The 24,987-nt window shown below is 43.8% G+C and carries 19 protein-coding genes; 16 read left to right on the forward strand and 3 right to left on the reverse strand.

Annotated elements, in window-relative coordinates; translation table 11 throughout:
* The 10 genes from V1467_RS19695 (at window position 1) to V1467_RS19740 (ending at window position 12,803) form a co-directional block, all read left to right on the forward strand.
* Window positions 1–948 (forward strand): polysaccharide deacetylase family protein, encoded by a 948-nt coding sequence (locus tag V1467_RS19695; protein WP_416306687.1) that lies wholly within the window; start codon window positions 1–3, stop codon window positions 946–948.
* Window positions 948–2,009 carry a hypothetical protein gene (locus V1467_RS19700; RefSeq protein ID WP_416306688.1) on the forward strand — a complete coding sequence of 354 codons (1,062 nt, stop codon included), beginning with the start codon at window positions 948–950 and terminating at the stop codon, window positions 2,007–2,009. The genes V1467_RS19695 and V1467_RS19700 overlap by 1 nt, the downstream gene beginning before the upstream one ends.
* 4 nt (window positions 2,010–2,013) lie before the next feature.
* Window positions 2,014–3,057 carry a GNAT family N-acetyltransferase gene (locus tag V1467_RS19705; RefSeq protein ID WP_416308733.1) on the forward strand — a complete coding sequence of 348 codons (1,044 nt, stop codon included), beginning with the start codon at window positions 2,014–2,016 and terminating at the stop codon, window positions 3,055–3,057.
* Window positions 3,058–3,158: 101 nt separating this feature from the next.
* On the forward strand, window positions 3,159–4,097 hold the full coding sequence (locus V1467_RS19710; RefSeq protein WP_416306689.1) for a GNAT family N-acetyltransferase: 939 nt from the start codon (window positions 3,159–3,161) through the stop codon (window positions 4,095–4,097).
* 30 nt (window positions 4,098–4,127) lie between these two features.
* On the forward strand, window positions 4,128–4,928 hold the full coding sequence (locus tag V1467_RS19715; RefSeq protein WP_416306690.1) for a hypothetical protein: 801 nt from the start codon (window positions 4,128–4,130) through the stop codon (window positions 4,926–4,928).
* Window positions 4,928–5,770 carry a hydrolase 1, exosortase A system-associated gene (locus tag V1467_RS19720; protein ID WP_416306691.1) on the forward strand — a complete coding sequence of 281 codons (843 nt, stop codon included), beginning with the start codon at window positions 4,928–4,930 and terminating at the stop codon, window positions 5,768–5,770. Before V1467_RS19715 ends, V1467_RS19720 begins: the two co-directional genes overlap by 1 nt.
* Before the next feature lie 90 nt (window positions 5,771–5,860).
* Complete coding sequence (locus V1467_RS19725; RefSeq protein WP_416306692.1) at window positions 5,861–7,852, forward strand: acyltransferase family protein; 1,992 nt, start codon at window positions 5,861–5,863, stop codon at window positions 7,850–7,852.
* Window positions 7,853–7,876: 24 nt separating this feature from the next.
* Window positions 7,877–10,405, forward strand: a complete 2,529-nt coding sequence (locus V1467_RS19730; protein ID WP_416306693.1) for a PHP domain-containing protein — start codon at window positions 7,877–7,879, stop codon at window positions 10,403–10,405.
* A gap of 85 nt (window positions 10,406–10,490) precedes the next feature.
* Window positions 10,491–11,741: a hypothetical protein gene (locus tag V1467_RS19735; protein ID WP_416306694.1), complete on the forward strand. Its 1,251-nt coding sequence runs from the start codon at window positions 10,491–10,493 to the stop codon at window positions 11,739–11,741.
* A gap of 12 nt (window positions 11,742–11,753) precedes the next feature.
* Window positions 11,754–12,803, forward strand: a complete 1,050-nt coding sequence (locus tag V1467_RS19740; RefSeq protein ID WP_416306695.1) for a hypothetical protein — start codon at window positions 11,754–11,756, stop codon at window positions 12,801–12,803.
* 1 nt (window position 12,804) lies between these two features.
* Here the strand turns inward: V1467_RS19740 and V1467_RS19745 are convergent, their stop codons facing one another.
* From V1467_RS19745 to V1467_RS19755, 3 genes are all read right to left on the reverse strand, one after another.
* Window positions 12,805–14,040, reverse strand: coding sequence for a pyridoxal-dependent decarboxylase, exosortase A system-associated (locus V1467_RS19745; protein ID WP_416306696.1), 1,236 nt, complete (start codon window positions 14,038–14,040; stop codon window positions 12,805–12,807).
* A 149-nt stretch (window positions 14,041–14,189) separates the two neighbouring features.
* Complete coding sequence (locus tag V1467_RS19750) at window positions 14,190–14,564, reverse strand: GxxExxY protein (protein ID WP_416306697.1); 375 nt, start codon at window positions 14,562–14,564, stop codon at window positions 14,190–14,192.
* Window positions 14,565–14,672: 108 nt separating this feature from the next.
* Window positions 14,673–16,247, reverse strand: a complete 1,575-nt coding sequence (locus tag V1467_RS19755) for an acyl-CoA ligase (AMP-forming), exosortase A system-associated (protein ID WP_416306698.1) — start codon at window positions 16,245–16,247, stop codon at window positions 14,673–14,675.
* A gap of 141 nt (window positions 16,248–16,388) precedes the next feature.
* Between V1467_RS19755 and V1467_RS19760 the strand changes: the two genes are divergently transcribed.
* From V1467_RS19760 to prsT, 6 genes are all read left to right on the forward strand, one after another.
* The gene (locus V1467_RS19760; protein WP_416306699.1) at window positions 16,389–16,631 is read left to right on the forward strand and encodes an acyl carrier protein; all 243 of its coding nucleotides are present in this window, start codon (window positions 16,389–16,391) and stop codon (window positions 16,629–16,631) included.
* Window positions 16,632–16,665: 34 nt separating this feature from the next.
* On the forward strand, window positions 16,666–17,790 hold the full coding sequence (wecB, locus tag V1467_RS19765) for a non-hydrolyzing UDP-N-acetylglucosamine 2-epimerase (RefSeq protein WP_416306700.1): 1,125 nt from the start codon (window positions 16,666–16,668) through the stop codon (window positions 17,788–17,790).
* A gap of 294 nt (window positions 17,791–18,084) precedes the next feature.
* The gene (gene wecC / locus V1467_RS19770) at window positions 18,085–19,332 is read left to right on the forward strand and encodes a UDP-N-acetyl-D-mannosamine dehydrogenase (RefSeq protein WP_416306701.1); all 1,248 of its coding nucleotides are present in this window, start codon (window positions 18,085–18,087) and stop codon (window positions 19,330–19,332) included.
* Window positions 19,333–19,390: 58 nt separating this feature from the next.
* Window positions 19,391–20,791 (forward strand): mannose-1-phosphate guanylyltransferase/mannose-6-phosphate isomerase, encoded by a 1,401-nt coding sequence (locus tag V1467_RS19775; protein ID WP_416306702.1) that lies wholly within the window; start codon window positions 19,391–19,393, stop codon window positions 20,789–20,791.
* A 20-nt stretch (window positions 20,792–20,811) separates the two neighbouring features.
* Entirely contained in the window at window positions 20,812–22,182 is a 1,371-nt protein-coding gene (locus V1467_RS19780) for a phosphomannomutase CpsG (RefSeq protein WP_416306703.1), read from the forward strand.
* Window positions 22,183–22,216: 34 nt separating this feature from the next.
* Window positions 22,217–24,961: an XrtA/PEP-CTERM system TPR-repeat protein PrsT gene (gene prsT, locus V1467_RS19785; RefSeq protein ID WP_416306704.1), complete on the forward strand. Its 2,745-nt coding sequence runs from the start codon at window positions 22,217–22,219 to the stop codon at window positions 24,959–24,961.
* The last annotated feature ends 26 nt before the right edge of the window (window positions 24,962–24,987 follow it).

A 24,987-nucleotide genomic window follows, 5' to 3' on the forward strand; every position in this document is an offset into this window, starting at 1 on the left:
ATGTTTCCACATTGGTTGTTAACTCAAATCGGCCGTTTCACCAGTAGAAACAAATTAAGTATTCTTATCTACCATCAGGTCTTTGCACAAAAAGATCCGATGCGCCCTTCAGAACCCGATGCCGATGAGTTTCGTTGGCAAATGCAACTGATCAGCCAATATTTTAACCCCTTACCGCTAACCGAAGCCGTTAACTTGCTCAAACAGGGTAAGTTACCCGCGAACTCCATTTGCGTAACCTTTGATGATGGTTATTTAAATAATTTGCAAATTGCCCAACCCATATTACAAGAGTTTGCGATCCCGGCCACTGTGTATATTGCTACCGGGTTTAGTCAGGGCTGTAATATGTGGAATGATAGACTGATTGATTTAATCGGCCATCAGCAGTTAAACAAGGTGAATTTGTCAGCATTATCCATGCCTGAGGTTAGCGTTTCTGACTGGCAAAGCCGCCGTAAGCTGGTCAGCGAGCTAATCCCGAAAATCAAATATCAGGATTACCAAACACGTCAACAAACCGTAGACAAGCTGTATCAGGACAATCACGTTGCGGAACAAAAGCGCAAGATGATGACGCCAGATGAAGTTATTCAGCTACATCAAAAAGGGGTGGATATTGGTGCCCACACGGTTGATCACCCAATTCTGACAGCGCAGACTGTCGAACAGCAACGCCAGCAGATTAACGACAGTAAACAACTAATTGAGCAATGGTTAGGCCACCCAATCAGCGGTTTTGCCTACCCTAACGGTAAATCAGATACTGACTACAATAGCGATTCCGTTGAGCAAGTTAAACTGGCCAATTTCCAGTATGCGGTGGCGACCGATTGGGGCGTTTCGACTCCAACAACCCATCACCTTGAGCTAAAACGCTTTACCCCCTGGGATCGGAATGATAAAAAATTCCATCTCCGCCTAATCAGAAACATTATTGGTATCTGATGAACTTACATTTTTCCCCTCCAATCGCTGACGCCCGTCATTATCCTTCCCCAAGCGTGTTGGCACTGCCTAAACACACAAGCAAGGATAACGGAGAAGGACGAAAATTACCCTCGTCGGTAAAACAACAGCTCTTGGTCGATCATGGCCGGACGGCGTTGTTTCTAATTGCTAAAACTTTGCACACTCAACAAATTTGGCTGCCGTCTTATCATTGTCCGGCACTGGTCGAACCGTTTATAGCGGCAAACAAACAAGTCAATTTCTATCCTGTTTTAGCCGATCTGAGTCCCGATCTGAGATTTCTGCTCCAGCATATCAAACAAGGTGATGCATTAGTGGCCATCCGTTTTTTTGGATTCGATTGCCAAATTCAGGAGCTGGCAGATTTATGCAATAGCAAACAATGTTTATTAATAGAGGACTTGGCTCACGCTGCTTTTTTTGATCGTCTTATCGGGCAACTCGCCATTACCAGTCTGATCAAATTTTATCCGGTTAATTCTGGAGCAGAAATACTGATTGGCGAAAACTCGTCTAATCAACATTCACTGTTGTCGCTGCACCAAAAACTACCTGGCTTATGGACAAAAGCGGTTCGCACCTTGCTGATTAAAGTCAAAAGAAAACTCGGGATTGCCAACACAGACAAGAGGTTTCGCTATTTTGATCCGAATTCGTTTTGCCGTCAGCTGAGTCAACAGGATCATCAGCAAGTTAGGCATAGCGACCAACAGGATATTATTCGCAAACGGTGCGATAACTATCAGTTTATGGCAAAGCAACTGATTAAGTCGGTTATGGGAAAGCCGCTTTTCCCTGTTTTGCAGGAAAATACCGTCCCATATGTCTTGCCTTTTCTATTGGATGACCCGGTATACTTTGACCAAATCAGACAAGCAGGCATTCAGATTTATCGATGGGAAGAAATTGCCAGTAGTGACTGTGCTATCAGTCAGGAATACCGGACAAGATTAATTCAGTTGCCGGTGCATCAGGATTTAACCCGCACAGAAATGGATTATATGATTAACGTGCTTACCTCAAAAATGGAACACTAACGTGATGCAATGGCAAGTTTTTCCCATCCAACAGTATCCCACCGACTTGTGGCAAGACTGGCAACATCTGGCTGACCAACATCATGCTGGCAACCCAATGCTAGGAAGCATATTTGTAAAACTGTTAGTGGAATTTTTTGGAACCGAACTTTATGTTGCCCGAGGAGAACAAGATAGCAATCTAGTTGCATTAATGTTGTTGGAAAAGGGGCGCAAAGGGATTTGGCGTGGTTTTAAACCTAGTCAGGCACAAATCACACTTCTGGTGATGGATAAAGAGATATCTCCTTGTATTTATCAGCTACCCAGTGTCTTGCCTGGGCTTTGTCTTAAAATTGACATTTTCGGTCTGGATTCTAGCGAGCATAGTGTCTGGATTGATGCAGCCAAAAACAAGCAACATTACGCAACTAACGTTCAATTGAAACGGTTTAAGGAATTCACGCAATACTGGCACCCGCGCCCTAAAAACTTGCGTAAAAATATATCTCGTTATTTTAATAAGCTGGAGACAGACGAATGTTCCGTCAATTATGTAGCAATAACCAAACCGGAAGATATTAAACGTTCAGTTGATCGTTACGGAATTCTGGAAAGTGCCGGATGGAAAGGAAAAAATGGTACGGCCCTTCACCCTTCTAATTTACAGGGGCAATTTTATCGGGAATTGTTAAATCTTAGTGCAGAAGCCGGTTCTGCACTAGTGTTTGAAACCTATCTGAATGATGAACTGAGCGCATCTAGACTCTGTATATTTTGCGATAATAAATTTGTAATATTAAAAACAACTTTTGATGAAGACTTTAAAAAATATTCACTTGGTAAGTTAAATCTTTACAAGTTAATTGAATATGTTCATCAGAGCGTTACCTGCACTCATATTGATTTTTATACTAATGCCAGTAAGGAACAAATTGACTGGTCTACTGAACAACGACCCATGTACAACATCAGTATTTATCCTAATCACCTAATCGATAAGCTAATGCCAATGCTTTCAACGATGCGAAGCAAACTTAAGCAACTTGCAAGAGTACAGGCATCTTGAGTTATCAACTATTATCCAATCCGCCTGAAAGTTTGGTAGAAGATAATGCTCCAGTGTTCAACCGCACTGCTTGGTTCGAAATGTTTGTTAAGTATGTGCCAATGCATAATAACCAACCTGTCACATTATTATTTGATAATAATGTCTATCTGCCAATGCAACAATCTACCGCCAAATCGCGCTTTGGTATACAGGGACATTATTTACAAAGTCTAAGTAACTATTACTCACCATTCTTTGGTTTGGGTAATGCTAAATCTGAAACATCAAAGCTTTACATTGATGTCGTGAATCAGGCTCAGGATTTTTTTGCTCAACATGATCGAATTGATATGTTGCCAATGTATGCGGAGCAAGCAAAGCATTGGCAAAAGGCCTTTGCTCAAATTGGCTTTAAAGGCTTTATTTATCAACAATCTGTGAATTGGTATCAAGATAATATCGACAGTGTTGAACATTATTGGTCACTGCGACCCAGCCGCTTGCGTAATACACTTAAACGCAAACGCGATAAGTTGGCACGAGACAGTCGATACCGGATAGAACTGGTTGAACCTAAATCTAAAGCTGAGCTTAAACAATATCTTATCGATTATCATCATGTTTACTTTGATAGCTGGAAACGTGTTGAACCAGTACCCGCTTTTATTGATGCAATTGCATTCTATTCGTGGCAACTCAATGAGTTGCGTTTAGGCTTGCTATATCACGGTAATAATCCTGTTGCCGCTCAAATTTGGTTTGTAAATGGTGATACCGCCTATATTTACAAGCTGGCCCATCGTAAGTCCTATACCGAGCAAAGTGTTGGCACCGTTTTAACTGCAGCAATGTTTGAACACGTTATTGAACAGGACAAAGTCACCTGTGTCGATTTTCTCACCGGTGATGATAATTATAAAAAAGACTGGATGAAAAAAAGTCGCCCACTTTACGGTATTCAGCTATGCAATACCCGAACTCTAGCCGGGTGGGTCGACATCATACGCAACCAGATATCCGGACTCAGAAAAAAAATTAAAAAAGCATCGGCTAAATAATAAGGATGTGATTCAGATGAGGAATGAACGGTGATAACGGGACATTTTATCCCCTCGGGAAATTATCAAATTTTACTCACCCAGTTTGGCAAGCTAGGTAACACAGCCGTTTTATGTTTGCCGTCAGTCACCGAAGAACTTAATCTGGCACGTTCGGTAATGGCATCACAGGCCCGCTATTTTGCTGAACAGGGTTTACCTTGCGTGGTAGTGGATTACGCTGGCACCGGTGACAGCCAGGGAGAGTTTGAGCAAATGACCTCTGACGACTGGCTTAACGACATTGTTAATTGCGGCAAATGGATGGTGGAACAGGGCGTGGAACGCATTATCCTATGGGGTATTCGTTTCGGTTCATTATTAGCTATAGCCCATCAACAAAAGTTAATTGATACATTACCCGTTATCGCGCAATTACACTGGAAACCCGTTACCAACGGCAAGCAGTTTGCCAGCCAATTTTTACGCATCAAGCAGGCGAATAGCATGATGTCAGGCAGCTCAGCAGACAAAATTAACTGGCGCGAACATATTCTGGCTGACAATACTACTGAGGTGGCAGGGTATGCGTTGACCGCAGGCATGCTGGCCTCAATGGATAACCTGTCGATAGATAAAAATTTTCAACCAGCCGTTCCTTTTGCATGGCTGGAGCTGGCAGCAGATAACCCGACACCGGCAGTGACCCGCATTATCGATACTTGGCAGTCAAATCATTACGCTATCAACTGCATCAATACACCGTCTTTTTGGCAGGTTCCCGAGGTATTTGATCTGCCGGAAATTTACCCTGCGAGCTTGGCGTTATTAAAAACACTAGGGGTGCTGTAATGGAAAGCGTGATTAATTTCAAAATCCAGCAGCTGGATGCACTGGGTATTTTGCACCGCCCCCAACAAGCGGTTAAAACTGCCGTGTTGCTGGTGGTAGGCGGCCCGCAGTACCGGGTGGGCAGCCACCGCCAGTTTGTCCAATTGTCCCGTTATTTGGCCAACAACAATATTATCAGCTTCCGTATTGACACCCGTGGCATGGGCGATGCGGCGGGCGATAAACAACCCTTTGATCAGATTGATGATGATCTCCGTGCCGCCACAGATTGCCTGCTAAAAACCTGCCCGGAAATTGACAACGTGGTTATCTGGGGATTATGTGACGCCGCTTCGGCTGCATTACTTTATGGCTATCAAGACCCCAGAGTCAGTGGTCTTGTTCTGCTTAACCCCTGGCTAAAAAACGAGCAGGCGATGGCTAAAAGTATGGTCAAACACTATTACCTGCAACGGCTTTTTTCCAGAAACTTCTGGCGCAAATTCTTGCAAGGACAAGTCAATGTTGGCGGTAGCCTGAAAGAAGCCAAAGGCATAGTTGCCAGCAGTGTACAAAAACAGACTACCGAGCTTGCCAGTTACCAGCAACGTATGCTCGACGGTGCAAAGGCCTTTAGCGGCCCCATTTGCCTGATTTTGAGTGGTAACGATTTAACCGCTAAAGAATTCAGCGAGCAAACTGCGTCAAACAAGGAATGGAAACGCTTTGTTCAACAACAATGCCAGACCCATCACTGTGAGAAAGCCGATCACACCTTTTCCAGCCGCGAGTTTAAAAACAGGGTGGAACAAATCACAGGGCAATTTGTTTTGTCTATTGAGGAGGGAAACGGAACGCGATAATAATTAAGATAATTATATTATTGAGTCTTCCGTTTCTACTTGCTGCTCTAAGCTAAAATCATATGAAGTGATTTTGCTCGGAGCCTGATTTTGATTGAGTATCGCAAGGAGATTGATGGGCTACGTGCGGTTGCTGTACTACCGGTATTATTTTTCCACGCCGGTTTTAGCGGTTTCTCGGGCGGATATGTCGGCGTTGATATATTTTTTGTGATCAGCGGTTTTTTAATTACCTCCATATTGGCAAAAGACTTGGCCGACGGCCGGTTTTCCATTATCAACTTTTACGAACGCAGGGCGCGGCGCATCATTCCCGCTTTAAGCTTTATGCTGCTCTCAACTACAATCTTTGCCTATTTATTGTTATCGCCTATTGATTTAAGAGAATATTCGCAAAGCCTTATTTCTGTTACCACTTTTGTGTCCAATATATTTTTCTATCTGGAAAGCGGATACTTTGCTGGTGCAGCCGAAGAAATGCCCTTGCTTCATACCTGGAGCCTCGCAGTAGAAGAACAGTATTATTTATTTTTCCCGCCATTGTTATGGCTACTATGGAAACTGCCGAAAAACCTGATGCTGCTGGTTTTAATTGTGTTTAGCGGACTGTCTTTAGCACTAAGTGAGATACTAACCGCTAATCACCAGATAGAAGCTAATTTCTATCTCATTTTCAGTCGGGCCTGGGAATTGTTTGCCGGGTCTATTCTGGCCTTTATTCCAAGAGACTGGCTAACGAAACAGCGTTTTGCAGCAACTACGCTATCTTCATTGGGTTTAGTGATGGTCGGTTTTTCAATTGTGATGTTTGACAACCATACTCCTTTCCCAAGCCTTTATGCATTGGTGCCAGTTGTCGGTAGCGTACTGATTATTTATTTTACACTTCCCGATACTTTTGTTTGGCGGCTACTCACCTTGCCTTTTATGGTCGGTATCGGCTTGATTTCCTATTCGCTGTACTTGTGGCATCAACCGATTTACGCGTTTATTCGAGTAGGTACTATTGGCAATCCCGCTTTTGCTATTTTTATCGTAGCGATCGTGGCGAGTGCGCTATTGGCATATTTGAGCTGGCGCTATATCGAAAGACCATTTAGAACCAAAGGACGATTTAACCGCAAAGAAATTTTCGGCTGGTCATTGGCAAGTATTGCAGGCTTTCTGTTAGTAGGCTTTGTTGGCCATTTTAATAATGGCTTTGGTCAACGTTTTAATACTCCTAATTATAGTGCCACGATACAACACAGCCCCAAACGCGAGGATTGCCATACTATTGGGGCAAACTACCTAAAACCGGCTGACGCCTGCCAGTATTTTTCCGGGCCGTTAACCTGGGCCGTAATGGGTGACAGTCATGTCAGCGAGCCCGTATATGAGCTGGCAACCAGATTAAAACCCTATCACCAGAGTGTTGTTCAACTTAGTTTTAGCGGTTGTCCCCCTGCGTTACTTTTTACTCACGATGAACCTGGTTGCAATAGCTGGACGCGGGAAGCTGTGAATTACATAACCAATAACAACGACATACAAAACGTTTTGATTGGTTACAGATATACCAGTTACCTGTTTGGCTACCAACAAAAAAGTTATCCCGAATTACCGAATCAGGGGCCGGTTTCAATGCACGAATATGCCTCGGGAGAATTAGGCTTGCAGCAAGCAAGGGAGTTATATTGGCAGAGTTTTGAGCAAATAATAGAAAAGCTTGTCACGGCAGGAAAGCAAGTTTATCTGCTTTATCCGATCCCTGAACTACCTGCAGATATCAAAAAGATTACCTCACCAAAATCGGTGTTCAACGCTGATTTGTTGTTACCTGTCAATCAGGCCACAACGACAGAATATTATGTTAGCAGAAACCGGTTAGCGCTAGAAAAGCTGGATGTGTTAGCAAAAAAATATCACCTGCAAAAGGTTGAACCCTTTAAGGTGTTATGCAATGAAACAGGATGCCCTAGCATCATTAACGGTAAAGTATTGTACTTTGATGACAACCATTTAAGTTTGTGGGGCAGCAAGTTGCTTGTTGACAGCATCGAAATTGACCATGATGCTAGTGTAAAAAATAACAAGGGATGACTTGTTTCCGGGTATCATAATCATATGAAAACCAGAATATCCAGACCACTCAAATACTTACTGATATTAGCAGCACTGTGCTTGCTGACCGGATGGTTGCTGCTATCGACCTCTCCAGTGGTGCAAAATACCGGAAAACTAACGTCCAAAGAAGCGCTTACTGCACATAAAACCGCTAAGGAGTTAGTTAAACAGTTCGCCTCAAACGCGACATTTATTGAAATCGAGCTTTCCCAGGCACAACTGGATGCCGTTATGATTTCAGCATCACACAGTATTCCGGCGATGTCTTTTGATGCCCGTATTAGTCCCTTTGGTGTGTTGTTATTGGCCAATGCCGAGTTTTCTGTTGGTGGCTGGCATCTGTTTAGCAACTTTAACTGCCTTTTGAGTCCGGGGATAGACAGGTTTGAAATCAACACCTGCTACATTGGCAGGATCCCGCTTTCTGGCAGTCTTGCAAGATGGCTGATCAAGTTTATCGTTTCTTCCGTATTTGGCGAGGATGTTGAAACCACCGTCATCAAGCTGCTGGATGATGCCAAACTGACTGATAACAAGTTGCTACTTACTACCACTAAATCGGACAGTTTCAAGCAGGATATCAATGATTCATTGCGCAGTGCCGCAGAAATAGCCAGGACAATAAACCAGTTTGATGATATCGATGAACAACAGGTACAAATTTACATTGATTATCTCAATCAACTCAAAGCGCCGGATAATTCATTTTCATTCTATGTGCGTGAAATGTTTGCATTTGCCCAACAACGCTCCCGATCTGGCAATCCGGTTGAAGAAAACACTTCTCTGTTATGGGCGCTGTGCATTCGTATAGGTAATCCCGCTTTTGCTCGCTTGATAGGTTTGCAACCGGACTATAGCCAACCAAAGCTGGCTCTGGTGATGAGAGGGCGAACGGATTTGGTATTGCACTTTTTGTATTCGGTCCTGCTGGAACAGCTGGGGCGCAGCGATTTTGGCCTGGGAATAGGTGAACTAAAGGAAGTATTGGATACCAATGAAGGGGGCAGCGGCTTCAGTTTTGCAGATTTAACTGCTGACAAATCCGGACTAGCCTTTTCAGAATTTGTGATTAGAAATAAAAAAACTGCCCGCTCAGCTCAGAAGATACTGGCTGAAATTAAAGATGAATCGATGTTCATGCCGTTTGTACATGATTTACCGGAAGGATTTACTGACAAGGAATTTGCCCAGGTATTCGATAGTATTGAATCTCCGCTGTATAAATCACTTGAACATAAAATCAGCCAACGCATTGCAGCATTGCCGCTTTACCATGATGCAATGCTGCCGGTAGCTGTAGCTCCCCAACCGGGCATAACAACAAACCCGGTTGAGAACGGGAAGTGGCTAATGATCGATACGCATATGCATTCAACCTTCTCCGATGGCAATCAGTCTATCAAGCAACTGGCGGACAAAGCCCATGAATTTGGTTGTGATGTGATTGCCGTCACCGATCATGGTGACTACAACCTGGATAAGGTTGTCACTGATGAATATTTTGATCAAATCGCCGAGCAGGACAAACGCTATAGTGATTTAACCGTCATCGCCGGACTGGAGTGGAATATTGCTCCGATGATGGGGCGCGAACATATGACGGTTCTGTTCCCACAATATGCCAATATGCAACGGGATCTGGCCATTTTCAGATCACGCTACGACAGTTGGGGTCGTAAAAGTGAAAATTTATTAAATGCGGATAAAGCCTTCGAATGGCTGGACAAGCACGCGAGTTACGACGGAATCAAACCCGTTGTTTTTTACAATCATCCTAGTCGAAAGGACGCCCAGACCACGGAAAACCAATACGATATCGAACAATGGTTAAGTGATGGTCATGATGCCTTGATTGGTTTTTCTGGCGCTCCTGGACATCAGAAGAAGCGGGGTGCAGACAATGGCTCTTACGACTTTGTCAGTAAAACCCTGCATGGCTGGGACCCTTCAATTGCCGTAATTGGGGGTGAGTGGGATCGACTATTACAAGAGGGGTACTTCATATGGGCTGCCCGAGCTGCGTCTGATTTTCACAATACCCGCATGGATTACTGGCCCTGCCAATTTTCCAGCACGCATTTATATGCCAAAAGCAGCCAACAAAATGATGTCCTCAGTGCGTTGAGAAAAGGTAACTTTTGGGCGCAACAGGGAAAGTTTGTCAGCAAACTCGATTTCCACGTTAATCCACCTCAAGATGTGCCAGCGCTGCAGCCCGGAGATATCGGCAATGCCCCGGTCGGCCAACAACTCACTGTTACACTCGAGGTTGATTTGAATCAGCATGACTGGCAGGGCTTTGATACCTCTTTGGACGAGGTAGAACTGGTTATACTCACCCATTCAACAATTAAAACCGAACGCTTTAGTGCCGAACAATTTAAGCAAGGAAAAACCTATCGTTTTAGTTATCCGCTGAAAATGGGAGCAGAAGATATTACCCTGCGCTGGCGTGGGCGCAGCATTCAACCCGAGTTACATCACTATATGTTTTATACCAACCCGATAAGGTTGCTGACTCACTAAAAGCGCGTTTTACTTATAGTTGGTTGATATTATCGATAATTAGCCTAGCGTTTAAGCTATGTCTGTTACTTAGGGTCGCATCCAGATGCAAAATTTATGGTGTAAATTTTCCTATTTATCGCTAGTTTTTGTGCTCAATGCCTGTGGACAACCGCAGCCTGTTGGCGAAATCAATGAAATCCGGCCTGCGGACTTGCGCTCCGGCACCCGCTTTTTGCCTTTATCAGAAAACGCTTTTACTTTACCTGCTATCAGTGAAATTCCGATTTCTGTGCCGAGCAATGCTGATGCTATATGGGGGGCGCTGGGCAGCGATGATAACGGCAATCTGTATTTTGGTGTTTCTACTCACGGCGGCGACCAGCAAACTTCTTACCTTTATCAGCTTAATCCGGTCAATAACCAAATTACTTTACAGGGTGATACCCTCTCGCAACTCAAAAAGTCCGGCTTATATCGGGATGGAATGGGACAAAACAAACTACACAGCAAAATCTATCAGGCTGATGATGGTTATTTGTATTTCAGTAGCTTCGATGAAGAAGGTGAAAGCGAAGGCATCAACCCAATCTGGGGAGGCCACCTTTGGCGCAAATTGCCGCAGTCCCGGGATTGGCATCATGTTCTTGCTACCGAAGAAGCACTAATAGCAATCAATACTAACGGCAGGTATATCTATGCCCTGGGTTACTGGGATCATATGCTTTATCAGTATGACACCCAGAATGCGAACGTTAACCGTGTCAAAGTTGGCTCGGTGGCGACACATGTATCCCGCAATTTGCTGGTCGATCACGACGGTCACGTTTATGTACCGTCCATATCACAAAATGATTTTAACCAAATAACAGTTCAACTGAATGAATATGACACACATCTGAATCTGGTCGATAGCTATCCTATGCCTTCCTATCAACACAAGAATATCAGTCGGCATCATGGCATAGTCGGGTACACCAGTATGGCAAATCAGCATATCTTTTTTACTACCGGCGAGGGCGGACTCTACGAATTAAATCCTTTCGCGGAAAAGCAGGAAAAACTGGTTTTTCGCGGCAATATTCATCCCAATGGACAATCCTATGCCCCTTCATTATTTACTTTTGAGGGTAGAAACTTTCTGGTGAGCATGGCTAGAGCAACCAATTCTAAACAATTTGACTGGGTTATCTATGAATTGTTAACCGATACTTCTGTTATTTATCCAACAAATTTATCAACCCAAAAAAGATTACTCTATGGTAGTTTAACTAAAGATAACAAGGGTAATCTTTATCTTGGCGGGCGACTCGCAAGTGATTCAAACACGCCCATTTTAGTTAAACTGACGTTTTAAGGAGAGTCGTAATTGACGCCTTTTTCCTACTATCCACAACCGCTAATCACTGCTAGTACTCTCCGCAAGATTCAACTGCAACGAATCATTTTTACTCTGATATCAGGTTTACTGTTGTTAATCGCCATATCCGGTCGGCTCCATGCTGAGCCCTTTATCACAGTGGATGGAATCCCGGCCAAAGACTTGCAGGCAGCTTTTAATCAGGCACATGACGACAGCACTATTCTGCTTAGCGCCGGTGACTTCAAACAAGCCGGTTTGCTCAAGGCTAATCGCGTTACTATTAGTGGGGTCTCTGGCAAAACCAGAATTCATAGTGCAACCACTAAGGGTAAAGGAGCGTTAGTTATTAAAGGCAATGATACGCGGATCCAGAATATCGAATGTTTCAATATTCAGGTTCACAGTAAAAACGGGGCCTGTATTCGCCTTAGTGGTAAAAACTTGCATATAGATAATGTTTATTTCCATGATTCAGAGCAGGGATTGCTGGCCGGCTCCCATCCGGGCGATATCATTATCAATAACAGTCGTTTTGAGCGACTCGGGAAAAATGGCAGGGCACACGGAATATACGTTGGTGGCGGAACGCTTGTCATTATGAACTCATATTTTCTGGCGTCCAAAAGTGAAGGGCATGAAATCAAGTCACGGGCTCAACGCACAACAATTATCAACTCCGTAATTGCCTCTCTGGATGGTAACGACAGCCGTCTAATAGATGCGCCAAATGGTGGCGTGCTAGAGCTGAAAAACAATATTTTACAACAAGGCCCGATGAGCAGTAACCGCGATATGATTGGCTACGGGCTGGAAGGCTACAAATATCCGGATAACCAAATCCATATAATGGATAATCTATTTATTATGGAGCGCAAGGGCAATGTTCCTTTAAATCGGAAACAGACCGATATAGCAATTCAGATGGACAACAATACCTTTGTGGGTAATCAGTTGGCTTCTCCAATCGATGACAACCAATACTTCCCCGATCGCCAAGCCGCCCAGTTGCCTTTGTCCCCGGCTTTACCTGACAAATGGCCGGCTCAGGGCCATTAGTCTAGAGCAGTATTTCGGATACGTTGGGATGGCCCAGGAAATCTTGCGGGCTGGCCGTTGGGCCGTACGCGCCGGATTGATAGACCACAAACCAGTCACCTATATGTGCTTCTGGCAAGGCTATTTTATCGGCTAACGAATCCAGTGGCGTACACAATGGCCCGGCCACATTTACCGGTTCAACTGCGGGCTGGTTTAATTTATTGCCAATGGCAACCGGATAGTTTTTGCGGATAACCTGACCAAAATTACCTGAGTTGGATAAATGATGATGTAGTCCACCCACTGTCATCAGATACGTTTGGCCACGTGAGACTTTCTTGTCGGTAATTTTACAGGCATAAATGCCCGCTTCCGCCACCAAGAAGCGACCTAGTTCAATAACCAGCTCGGTTTTTTGTAGATCAATCCCGGTTTGTGCCAATAGCAGCTTGAGGTTTTCACCAATCGGCGCCAGATCGAGACGTCGCTCACCTGGAAAATAAGGGATACCGAATCCCCCCCCCAGATTGACAGACTTAACCGGCACCGGGGTGAGTTCAACCAATTTTTCTGCCAGGCTAAATGTCTGGTTGTGTGCATCAATCAGTGCTTCCGACTTCAGATTCTGTGAACCACAAAAGATATGGAAACCGTGAAAGTCGATGGATCCGTAATCCAGCGTCGGCAATATTTCGACCAGACGTTCTTCATCAATACCGAACTGTTTAGGGCCTCCGGCCATTTTCATGCCCGACGCTTTTAACTCAAATGCTGGATTGACCCGAAAGGCAATATGCGGTTTTTTTCCTAACCGCTTGCCAGCCTCTATGGCACGTTCCAGTTCGACTTCAGATTCAATATTAACAGTGACACCGGCCAACACTGCGGCCTCAATTTCGGCAATTTGTTTGGCGGGCCCGGCAAAACTGATATCTCTGGCATCAGTAGAGGTCTGCAATGCCAATAGCAACTCTTTTTGTGATGCTACATCCAGGCCATCAACCAACGGACTGATAAAATTTACGACTGCCGGATTGGGATTGGCTTTAATCGCGAAATGCAGTTTGATCGGTTGCGGAATATGCTGCTTGAATTTGGCTATTTGCGCCTGAATAACCTTTTTGTCATAAGCATAAAATACCGCTTTGCCAAGCAATCCGCTAATGGCATCCAGATCCATACCGCCCACCAACAAGTGGTCATTTTGCTGTTGAAATTGATCCATTTTTTCATGGGTCGGCGTTATTCTATTCATTATTTCTCTCAACTGATTAAAAACTATATTTAAAACTTAAACCTATTAACCACAGAGACGCAGAGTTCACAGAGAAAAGATTGTTATTAAAACCTCTGTATTTTTTGTCTCCGTGGTTATAAAGCTAAACCTGTATTTACTGCTGGCAGCTATCCATTAATCATTCGACATATCCCATTTTTTAACACGGGAACATTAAAGTTTAATATCAATCCAATTTTTAAATTGGTTAATTTTAAATATGTTAGCAATTGAGCTTTATGGATAGGCTCTATATTACTAACCGTTTTAATTTCTACAATAATCAAATTTTCAACTAGCAAATCTAATCGGTAACAATTGCCAATTTGCTCACCTTTATAACTAAGCAGCAAATAGACTTGCCGTTCACATATGATGCCTTGAAGTTTAAGTTCGTGTAATAAACAATTTTCATAAACAGATTCAAGCAAACCAGGCCCGAGATGCCTATGCACTTCAATCGCAGCATTAACAATTATTCCGCTTAAAGTATTTTCTTCCACAGATATAAACCCTATACCTACGACAGAGACACCAAGGTGGCGGAGAGAAATTATTATTAATAAGCGTCTTAAAAACCTCTGTGCTCTCTGCGCCTCTGCGGTTAAAAATTATTTACCATATTTCTCTTTTGCTTGTGCAGCGAGTAGTGCCCTATCCACTTTACCATTTGGATTACGCGGCAATGCGGTATGAATCTCAATATATTTAGGATGCATAAAATTCGGCAACGCTTTTTTAAGCGCTTTAGTTAATTCATCCTGACCAAGACTTTCAGGCTGCTTAAGTACAATAAACACTACAATGGCCTGACCCAGTTCTAAATCGGGTACTCCAGTGGCTATGGCTTCCCCCACCTGATCACTGCCTTGATAGCAGCCTTCTTCGATCTCCATCGGGCTGACCCGGTAGCCTGATGTCTTAATCATCTCGTCACGACGACCAACAAAATATAAAAAGCCATCTTTGTCTTTTTTTACCGTATCACCGGACCAGACTGCCATTTCGGTAAGCACTAAACCCTTGTCTTGATCTGGCACCGGTTTAAACCGCTCGGCGGTTTTTTCTGGAGCATTCCAGTAGCCCAAACTGACGTGAGGCCCACGATGCACCAGTTCGCCCGGTTCATCAGGCTCACAGGCTGTACCATCTTCTCGTACCACCATCACTTCGGCATTGGGAATTGCCTTTCCCATCGATCCCACTCTTTCATCTATTAACTCAGGGGGTAAGTAAGTACTTCTGAATGCTTCGGTTAAACCATACATTAAATAAGGTTTGGCATTGGTAAATGTGCTACGCAACTGGGCTAGCGTCACCAGCGGCATGGCTCCGCCAGAGTTGGTAAAATAGCGCAAACTCTGGGTGGCCGACTCTGGCCAATTAGCCTTCATCAATTGTTGCCATAATGGCGGCACTGCAGCCAACCCGGTCACCCGATGCTTTTCAATAGTTTTAATCACATCACCGGGTAAAAAATAGTCCATTAAAATACAACAGGCACCCACCGAAAACGCCGTGGTTAATTGGCTTAATCCATAGTCAAAACTGAGTGGCAATAAGGCTAAAATCACATCATCCGAAGTGTTTTCCAAATATGTAGCCACACTGTTAGCACCACAAACCAGGTTACGATGAGATAACACCACGCCTTTGGGTTTGCCAGTACTGCCTGAGGTATACAATATCGCCGCCATATCATTCTCGGTTAGCGGCTCATAGCAGGAACCTTCAACCAATAGATCCTGATAAAGGTGACACTGAACACCCGTGGGTAACTGTGCGGGTAATTTATCGGTCAATACAATATGTTCAACCGACGGACACTGCTCAAGAATATCAGCCAAGGCTTTTAATCGATCCGAGCTGGTTACGAGTATTTTAACGTCGCAATCATTCAGAATATGTTGCACTTGAGGCGCTTTTAATACGGAATTGACCGGAACAAAGGTTCCACCGGCGCAGCTGGTCGCAAAAAGACTCACCACATGTTCAGGAATTTTGGGTAAAAAAGCCGCTACGCGATCTGATCGTTGTAATCCCAGTTTTGTTAGCCCTGAGGCGAATTGTTCAACAAATTCATGCAGTTGCACATAACTTATTTGCTGTTGTTTGTGGATAACGGCAGTCTTATCTGGATAACTTTGCGCTGTCGATGAGATTAACTGGTGAAAAAACATAACCATTGACCAAACATTCCCTCTTAAAGTGTGTTTTGTGTGTTCCTTATAAGCTTAAATAATGGAACAATAGCTTATATTGACGGCATAAACCGATGCTGTCTATAAAACGTACTTATAAAAGAGAATAATACAGGTAGTTGGCAAATGAATGTAGCAGCACACGTAAAAGATATACTGATCAACGTATTACAGATTTCTGATGACACCCAATTTGATGACGATACGCTGTTACTGGGTGCGATTCCGGAGTTCGACTCCATGGCAATTGTCGCAGTCATTACCACCATCGAAGAGACTTTCGGGATTGAAATCGATGATGACGAGATCAGCGCCGACGTATTTGAAGATTTTGGTACGTTAACCAATTTCGTTGCAGAAAAAGTATAAATTCATCACTGCTGTCAGGGATAAGGATAAAGACGTGAGTAATAAAAAAATCCTGCTGGTGTTTGGAACTCGTCCAGAAGCAATAAAGATGGCTCCTTTAGTACTGGAACTTAAAAAACATTCAGCACTGGAGGTTCAGGTTTGTGTTACCGCACAACATCGGGAAATGCTCGACCAGGTGCTAAACCTGTTTAATCTGGTACCCGATTATGATTTGGATCTGATGCAGCCCGGACAGGATTTATATGACATTACTACCCGTGCGTTAATGGGGTTACGGGATGTATTTTCTAAAGCTAAGCCGGATTTGGTGCTGGTGCATGGTGATACCACCACCACATTTGCCGCTTCTTTATCCGCGTTTTATCAAAAGATTCCGGTCGGCCATATAGAAGCCGGGTTGCGCACAGGCGATATCTATAGCCCCTGGCCGGAAGAAATTAATCGCCGACTAACCGGCGCGCTGACCCAATACCATTTTGCTCCCACAGCAAAAGCACAGCAGAACCTGTTAACCGAAAATGTCACACCTGAGAGCGTTTTTGTCACCGGCAACACGGTTATTGATGCACTTATTCAGGTAGAGAAGCTGATTAGCGAAAATCAGCCACTCAACACTGAGTTATCGCAAAAATTCAATTTTATTAATCCTGATAAAAAGCTGATCTTGGTCACCGGGCATCGAAGAGAGAGTTTTGGCGATGGTTTTGAACGCATTTGCCAGGCACTTAAAAAATTGTCCGAAAAATCCGATGTGCAAATTTGTTACCCCATGCACCTGAATCCCAATGTGCGTGAGCCAGTGGATCGTATTCTTAGTGGTATTAGCAATGTGCATTTGATCGAGCCACAGGATTATTTACCTTTTGTTTATTTAATGAGTAAAGCTCATTTGATCCTGACTGATTCCGGCGGTGTACAGGAAGAAGCACCTTCGCTGGGTAAACCTGTACTGGTCATGCGTGATACCACCGAACGCCCGGAAGCAGTAGAGGCCGGAACGGTAAAATTGGTCGGCACCGATTATAACTGCATTGTTAGTGAAGCGAGTCGTCTATTGGATGATGAAGCGGCATATCAACAGATGTCTTTTGCTCATAATCCCTACGGAGATGGCAAAGCTTGTGAACGTATTGCAGAGATTATTTTAAATAATTAATAGATATTGTTAACCACAGAGACTCGGAGAATACAGAGATAGAAAAATCTGTGAGTAGTGAGCCACGAGCTAACGCAAAACTCTATTTAGCATAATCTCTGAATTGTTTTGGGCAGGCATCACAGTTTAAACACTGGCTTCCGGTCCAAAGAACCACCGGGATGACAAACTGACTGGCTAAACCAGCGAACTGTGTATTTTTTCTCTGTGACCTTCGCGTCCCTGTGGTTAATATAGTTTTGAACTACGGAGGTTTTATTAGCCTCCACGTGAAAAATTTAACAAGGAATAAAAATGGCATTCGGAAAAGTTTCAGTTATTGGTTTGGGTTACATCGGCTTGCCCACTGCAGCGGTGATTGCCTCCCGTGGTATTGAAGTAGTTGGTGTGGACGTTTCCAAGAAGGCTGTCGATACCATTAATCAGGGCAAAGTGCATATCGTTGAACCTGATTTGGATATGGTGGTTCAGGCGGCGGTGACTTTAGGTAAACTGCGCGCCACGTTAAAGGCAGAAAAGGCAGAAGCCTTTATGATTGCTGTTCCTACCCCTTTTAAAGAAGGTAAACAGCCGGATCTCAGTTTTATTAAAAGCTCTGCAGAGGCTATCGCGCCGGTATTGGAAAAAGGCAACTTGGTCATTCTGGAGTCAACTTCTCCTGTCGGTGCCACCGAACAACTGGCCACCTGGCTGCAAGAGTTGCGTCCCGATTTATCATTCCCGCAGCATGCCGGTGAAGATGCGGATATTCAGGTCGCACATTGCCCTGAACGGGTATTACCGGGCCGGGTACTGGAAGAACTGGTGTCCAATGATCGCATTATCGGTGGCATGACAGCCAAGTGCAGTGAACGGGCCACCGAGCTGTATAAAACTTTTGTGCGTGGCGACTGCATTACCACCAATAGCCGTACTGCCGAAATGGCCAAGTTAACTGAAAATTCGTTCCGGGATGTGAATATTGCCTTTGCCAACGAGCTTTCGATTATCTGCGACAAATTAAAAGTCAATGTGTGGGAACTCACTTCGTTAGCCAACCGTCATCCACGGGTTAATATCCTCAGCCCCGGACCAGGCGTAGGAGGACACTGTATTGCCGTTGATCCCTGGTTTATCGTGGATTCCGCACCCGAACAAGCGCGTATTATTCGTACTGCCCGTGAAATCAATGATGGCAAACCATTATATGTAATTGAACAGGTTAAAAAGGCCGCAGATCAGTTCAAGCGTCCGGTGATTGCCTGTTTAGGTCTGGCATTTAAGGCTGATATCGATGACCTGCGCGAAAGCCCTGCGCTGGATATTACGTTGCAGCTTGCCAAATCAAATATTGGTAAAATACTGGCTGTTGAGCCGAACATAAAAGAGCTACCGGAAAAATTATCATCACAAAATGTCGAGCTGGTCTCGCTACAAGATGCATTGGAGCAAGCCAATGTACTGGTCGTTCTGGTTGATCATAAACCATTCAAGAGTTTGACCAGTGCCGATATCAACACCAAAGTGGTGGTTGATACCAGAGGACTGTTTAGCCGGTTCTAATTAAACAACGATTCCGATACTCTAGGCGCATGACGCTATAAAACTTGGAAGGATTCAAATGCTAGTTCCGGTCATTATGTGTGGTGGCAGCGGTACCCGAATGTGGCCACTGTCACGGGAACATTATCCCAAACAGTTCCTTAATCTGGTTGATCCCGAAACCAGCTTATTGCAAGCCACCGTTAAGCGGCTGTCTGAACAATGCGCTCCGGCGATTGCAATTACCAATGAACAACATCGCTTTCTGGTCGCAGAACAGTTCCGAATGGCAAATTATCAAGCAGATTCGATTATTCTGGAACCGGAAGGACGCAATACAGCACCCGCCGTTGCTATCGCAGCATTTAAAGCTATTCAAAAAGGTGAAGATCCGGTGCTGTTGGTATTGGCCTCCGATCATCATATCGCCGACACCGAAGTATTCAGGGATTGTGTCGAGCATGGCCAACAATTAGCCCAACAAGGCAAATTAGTCACCTTCGGTATTGTGCCCACTACCCCTGAAACCGGCTATGGCTATATCAAACAAGGTAAAGCTATTGATACCCTTAGTTTCGAGCTGGAGCGCTTTGTTGAGAAACCCGATTGGGCAACAGCAGAGTCTTACCTTGAAAGTGGTGATTACCTGTGGAATAGCGGCATGTTTATGTTTAAAGCCTCAACCTTTCTGGCCGAGCTAAAGCGATTCCGGCCAGATATATTTGCTGTCTGTGAGCAGGCTTGTCAAAACATGCAACCTGACCTGGATTTTATCCGACTGGATCGTGAAATATTCAGTACCTGTCCCAGCGAATCTATTGATTATGCCGTGATGGAAAAAACCAGTAAGGGCGTCACACTGAGATTTGATGCCGGATGGTGCGATGTGGGTTCCTGGAGCGCTTTGTGGGAATTGCAGTCCAAAGATGACGAGGGCAACTACGCCCGCGGCGATGTATTTAGCAAACAAAGCCGGGACTGCTATGTGTTAGCTAACAAACGTCTGGTTACCACATTAGGCGTGGAAGATTTGATCATTATTGATACCGATGATGCGTTATTGGTTGCCAATAAACATTCCGTTCAGGATATCAAGCAGATTGTGAATCATCTGCAACAAACACAACGCCCGGAAGCCGTTAATCATCGCAAAGTGTACCGCCCGTGGGGAAGTTATGACTCTGTCGATGATGGACCGCGTTTTCAGGTAAAAAGAATCACCGTCAAACCCGGTGAGAAAATCTCCACCCAAATGCATCATCACCGGGCCGAGCACTGGATTGTGGTGTCCGGTACCGCCAAAGTGACCAAAAATGGAGCGTCCGAACTGGTGTCAGAAAATCAGTCCACCTATATTCCGATTGGTGTTAAACATGGACTGGAGAATCCCGGCCAGATCCCGTTGGAGATGATAGAAGTACAGTCCGGGCAGTATTTTGGTGAAGACGATATTATCCGCTTCGAAGACACAAATAATTAAATATAATTACCGGACTGACAATGACAAATCTAACCTGTTTTAAAGCTTATGATATTCGCGGAGAGCTAGGCACTGAATTGAACGTCGACATCGCCAAACGCATTGGTCAGGCCTTTGCCGTTCAGCTAAAACCCAAAACGGTGGTGGTGGGTGGAGATATCCGTCTTTCAACACCAGAGCTAAAAACGGCCTTGGCTGAAGGTCTGATGTCACAGGGAGTTGATGTCATCGATATCGGTTTATGTGGCACAGAAGAAATTTACTTCGCGACCGCCCATTTAAATGTTGATGGCGGTATTATGGTTACCGCCAGCCATAATCCTAAAAACTATAATGGACTAAAGCTGGTAAAAGCGGGTTCACAGCCGATTAGCGGCGACAGTGGCTTAAGTGACATCAAAAACCTGGCAGAGCTAAATCAGTTTACCGATGTCGCCATCCCCGGCTCCCTAATCGAGAAAAATATCAGGCAAGCCTACACCAATAAATTGTTGTCCTTTATCGATATCGCCCTGTTAAAACCTATGACTATCGTGGTCAATGCGGGTAACGGTGCGGCCGGTCATGCTATAGATGAAATTGAACAGCGCTTTATTCAGGCTGATGTTCCGGTAAAATTTATCAAGGTTCACCATCAACCGGATGGTCATTTCCCTAACGGTATTCCTAACCCGCTGTTACCCGAAAATCGCAGCCATACCGCCGATGCAGTAGTTGAACACAATGCTGATTTGGGTATTGCCTGGGATGGCGATTTTGACCGCTGTTTCCTGTTTGATCAAAAAGGCAATTTCATCGAAGGCTACTATATTGTTGGCCTGTTAGCTGAAGCCTTTTTGCAAAAACATCATGGTGAAAAAATTATTCATGATCCGCGCTTAACCTGGAACACCATAGACGTATGCCAACGTAATAGCGGCATTGCGGTGCAATGCAAAACCGGCCATGCCTTTATCAAGGAAAGAATGCGCCTGGAAAACGCGATTTATGGTGGTGAGATGAGCGCTCACCATTATTTCCGCGATTTCTATTATTGCGACAGCGGTATGATCCCCTGGCTGCTGGTAATAGAATTACTCAGCCACAAGTCCGTTTCCCTCTCCAGCTTGTTAACCGAGTATGAAGCGAAATTCCCGGCTTCTGGCGAAATAAATCGAACCGTTAACGATGCTCGACAAGTAATAGATAAAATCAAAGCCACTTATTCTGACTCAACTTTGGATATCGATACCACTGATGGTTTATCTATGGAGTTTGATGATTGGCGCTTTAATTTACGCATGTCTAACACCGAACCTTTGCTCAGGTTAAACGTAGAAGCAAAATCAAGCAGGGTATTGATGAAAAATAAAACAAATGAATTGTTGTCATTAATTGAACAATTCTCATAATGTAGCTGAGACGCTAGTAAACTAAGGATCTGTTATGAAATGTCGCAACTCACTTTTATATGTATTTATCCCTTTCGCGGCAGCAATATTAACCGCCTGCAGCCAACAAACTCCTGAACAATTGGTCAGCAAGGCCGAAAAATATATGAACGCAGGTAATAGTGAAGCGGCCATTATTGAGTTGAAGAACGCACTAACTGATAACCCGGACTTGGGGAAAGTGCGCCTAATGTTGGGCAAGGTCTATTTTCAGCACGGCGATCTGAACTCAGCAGAAAAAGAATTAAATCGGGCAACCGATTTGGGTATTCCTGAAGATATGGTCGCTCCTTTGCTGATCAAAACTTATTATCATTCCGATCAGTTCTCAAAAGTGAACGAGTACATTCAAAAATTACAGTTGAATGATAAAGAAGCCCTTAGCACCAGCGCATTGTATTCGTACATCAGCGCGTTACGCACTGATGATCAGGAAATTATCCAGAACTTGGATAAATTGCTTGAACAAATGAATGCTCAAGACAAGCAACTGGCTATGTCATTTGCGGCTTTTGGTGAGCAAAAATTTGACGAAGCACGCAGCACAATAGATGAGTTAATCCAGCAAAATCATCGACCCGAGATAACAGAATATTTATCTGCCTTACTCTTTGTGAAAGAAGATAACTTCCATGATGCGGCTTTGGCATTTAATAAAATTAACGAACTCATTCCCGTTATTAATTCCATTAACTTTCAATATATTGAAGCCATGATTAACGCCGGAGAGCTCGATAATGCAGAAGTCGAAGCAACCAGACTATTGGAACAGTATAAAAACCAGCCTCTATTAAATTTGTACCAGGCAAGAATTGATTACCAAAAAGAAAAATTTAAACCTGCCCTCGATCATGCCGAAATTGCAATTCAAAACGGTGCGGACACGTTAACCGCCCGAATGATTGCCGGAGTTAGCGCCTATAAACTTGAAAACCTCGAAAAGGCGTATCACAACCTTACCAACTTATCTAGCCGGACAAATTCCAGCAACGATGCAATTCAGAGGTTGTTGGCCCAAGTACAACTTAATCTTGGCTATAACAACAAAGCGCTGGAATCACTGAACTCAATGGGAAATCTGACAGACAGCGACGCAGAATTATTTGCACTGACGGGAATGCGACTTGCTACTCTGGGTGATATAAAAAATGCTAAAGAACTGCTCAAAAAGGCTGATCAACTCGATCAGAACAATCCAGTTATTAAGCTTCGCCAAGCTATTGTAAATATCGGTAACGATGAACGAGCCGTTATAGAAAACCTGGAAAAAGTTATAAAAGATGACGAATCCCTGGAGCAGGGCTGGATGCAGTTGGCTGCAGCTCATTTGAGAGTTGGAGATAAAAACGCTGCGTTGTCAGTTGCCAAAAATTGGGAAGAGAAAGACCCCGCAAATGGAAAGACTTTAGCCGGTTTTATCTATATGAATACTGGAGAAGCTGACAAAGCAATAGATTTGTTTAACGAAGCGTTGAAAATAGATCCTGTACATATGGGTGCTCATCAATATTTGTTACAGACTTATAGTGGATTAAAGCAGTACCAAAAAGCACTTGATAAAGCATCGGAGATCCTTTCTTTTGCACCGGATAATACTCCTGCGCTAATAGCACTAATTGATGCGGGTAAGAGTTTAGATAAGTCATCTGAAATCGATGACATCATTTCAAAACTAATAAAAGACGCAAACGATAAAAAGATTGCCTTGGCAGTTAATGCCAAAGCACAAGGTAATGCGTCAAAAGCGATAAGCATATTAACCGGTGTTGATCTCGATTTTCTGGGTTACATGACATTAGGTGACTCACAAGTACAAGCCAAAGACTTTAATTCAGCGATGGCGACGTATAAGAATTGGGAGTCTGCCTACCCAAATGCGTTAATGCCGGTAGTCAGGCAAATAGGCTTACTTGAACTTCAGAGCGATAATGAAGGTGCACTGGCCTTGACAGAGGCGGGATTAAACAAATTCCCTAACAGGCACACCTTACTGTTACTGAAACTCCATTACTTGACTAAACTAAACCAGATTAAAGCCGCTAACGACCTGTTAGCTCAAATTAAGAAACAAGATGACAAAAGCGGTGCAGAATTACTACCTTATTATGAGGGGTCATTAGCACTCAACGAGAAAGATTTCAAAAAAGCAGAAAAGTTACTTTCCGAGCATCACAAAAAATCACCAAACTTTACTTCCGCGACAATGCTAGCAAAAGCCATGCTAGGAAATAACCAAATTGATGAAGCTGAAAAAGTATTGATAGAACAACTAAATAGCACTAAGAATCCACCCAAAAGCTTTATGTATGGAGTCGCAAACTTTTATACATTTACCAAAAACTACGAAAAAGCAGGCCAAATTTATGCTCAGTCAATTGATAAATATGGCGAAAATTTGCAAGTTCTCAACAATCTGGCTTACAACAGAATACAGAGTGGTGATATTGAAGGGGCTAGAGAGCCTGCACAAAAGGCTTTAAAACTGGCTCCAGATATGCCGCAAATATTAGATACAATGGGTTGGGTTGAGTTTAAAAGTGGCAACTTGGATCAAGCTTATCAATATCTAAGTTCAGCAGCTAAAAAAGCACCTAATATCAACGATATTGTATTACATCTTGCAGAAGTATTAATCGAACTTAAGCAATACAGTAAAGCAAGTTTAATGATGCGTGAGATGAAAGATTTAAGCTCCATTCAGCGTAATACGCGAACTGAACTATCAAAGAAAATTCCTTAACACACTCCAGTGGCAGCATGATTTTG

It is taken from the genome of Neptunicella plasticusilytica, from assembly GCF_047922965.1.
In the GTDB taxonomy this organism is placed as follows: Bacteria; Pseudomonadota; Gammaproteobacteria; order Enterobacterales; family Alteromonadaceae; genus Neptunicella; species Neptunicella plasticusilytica.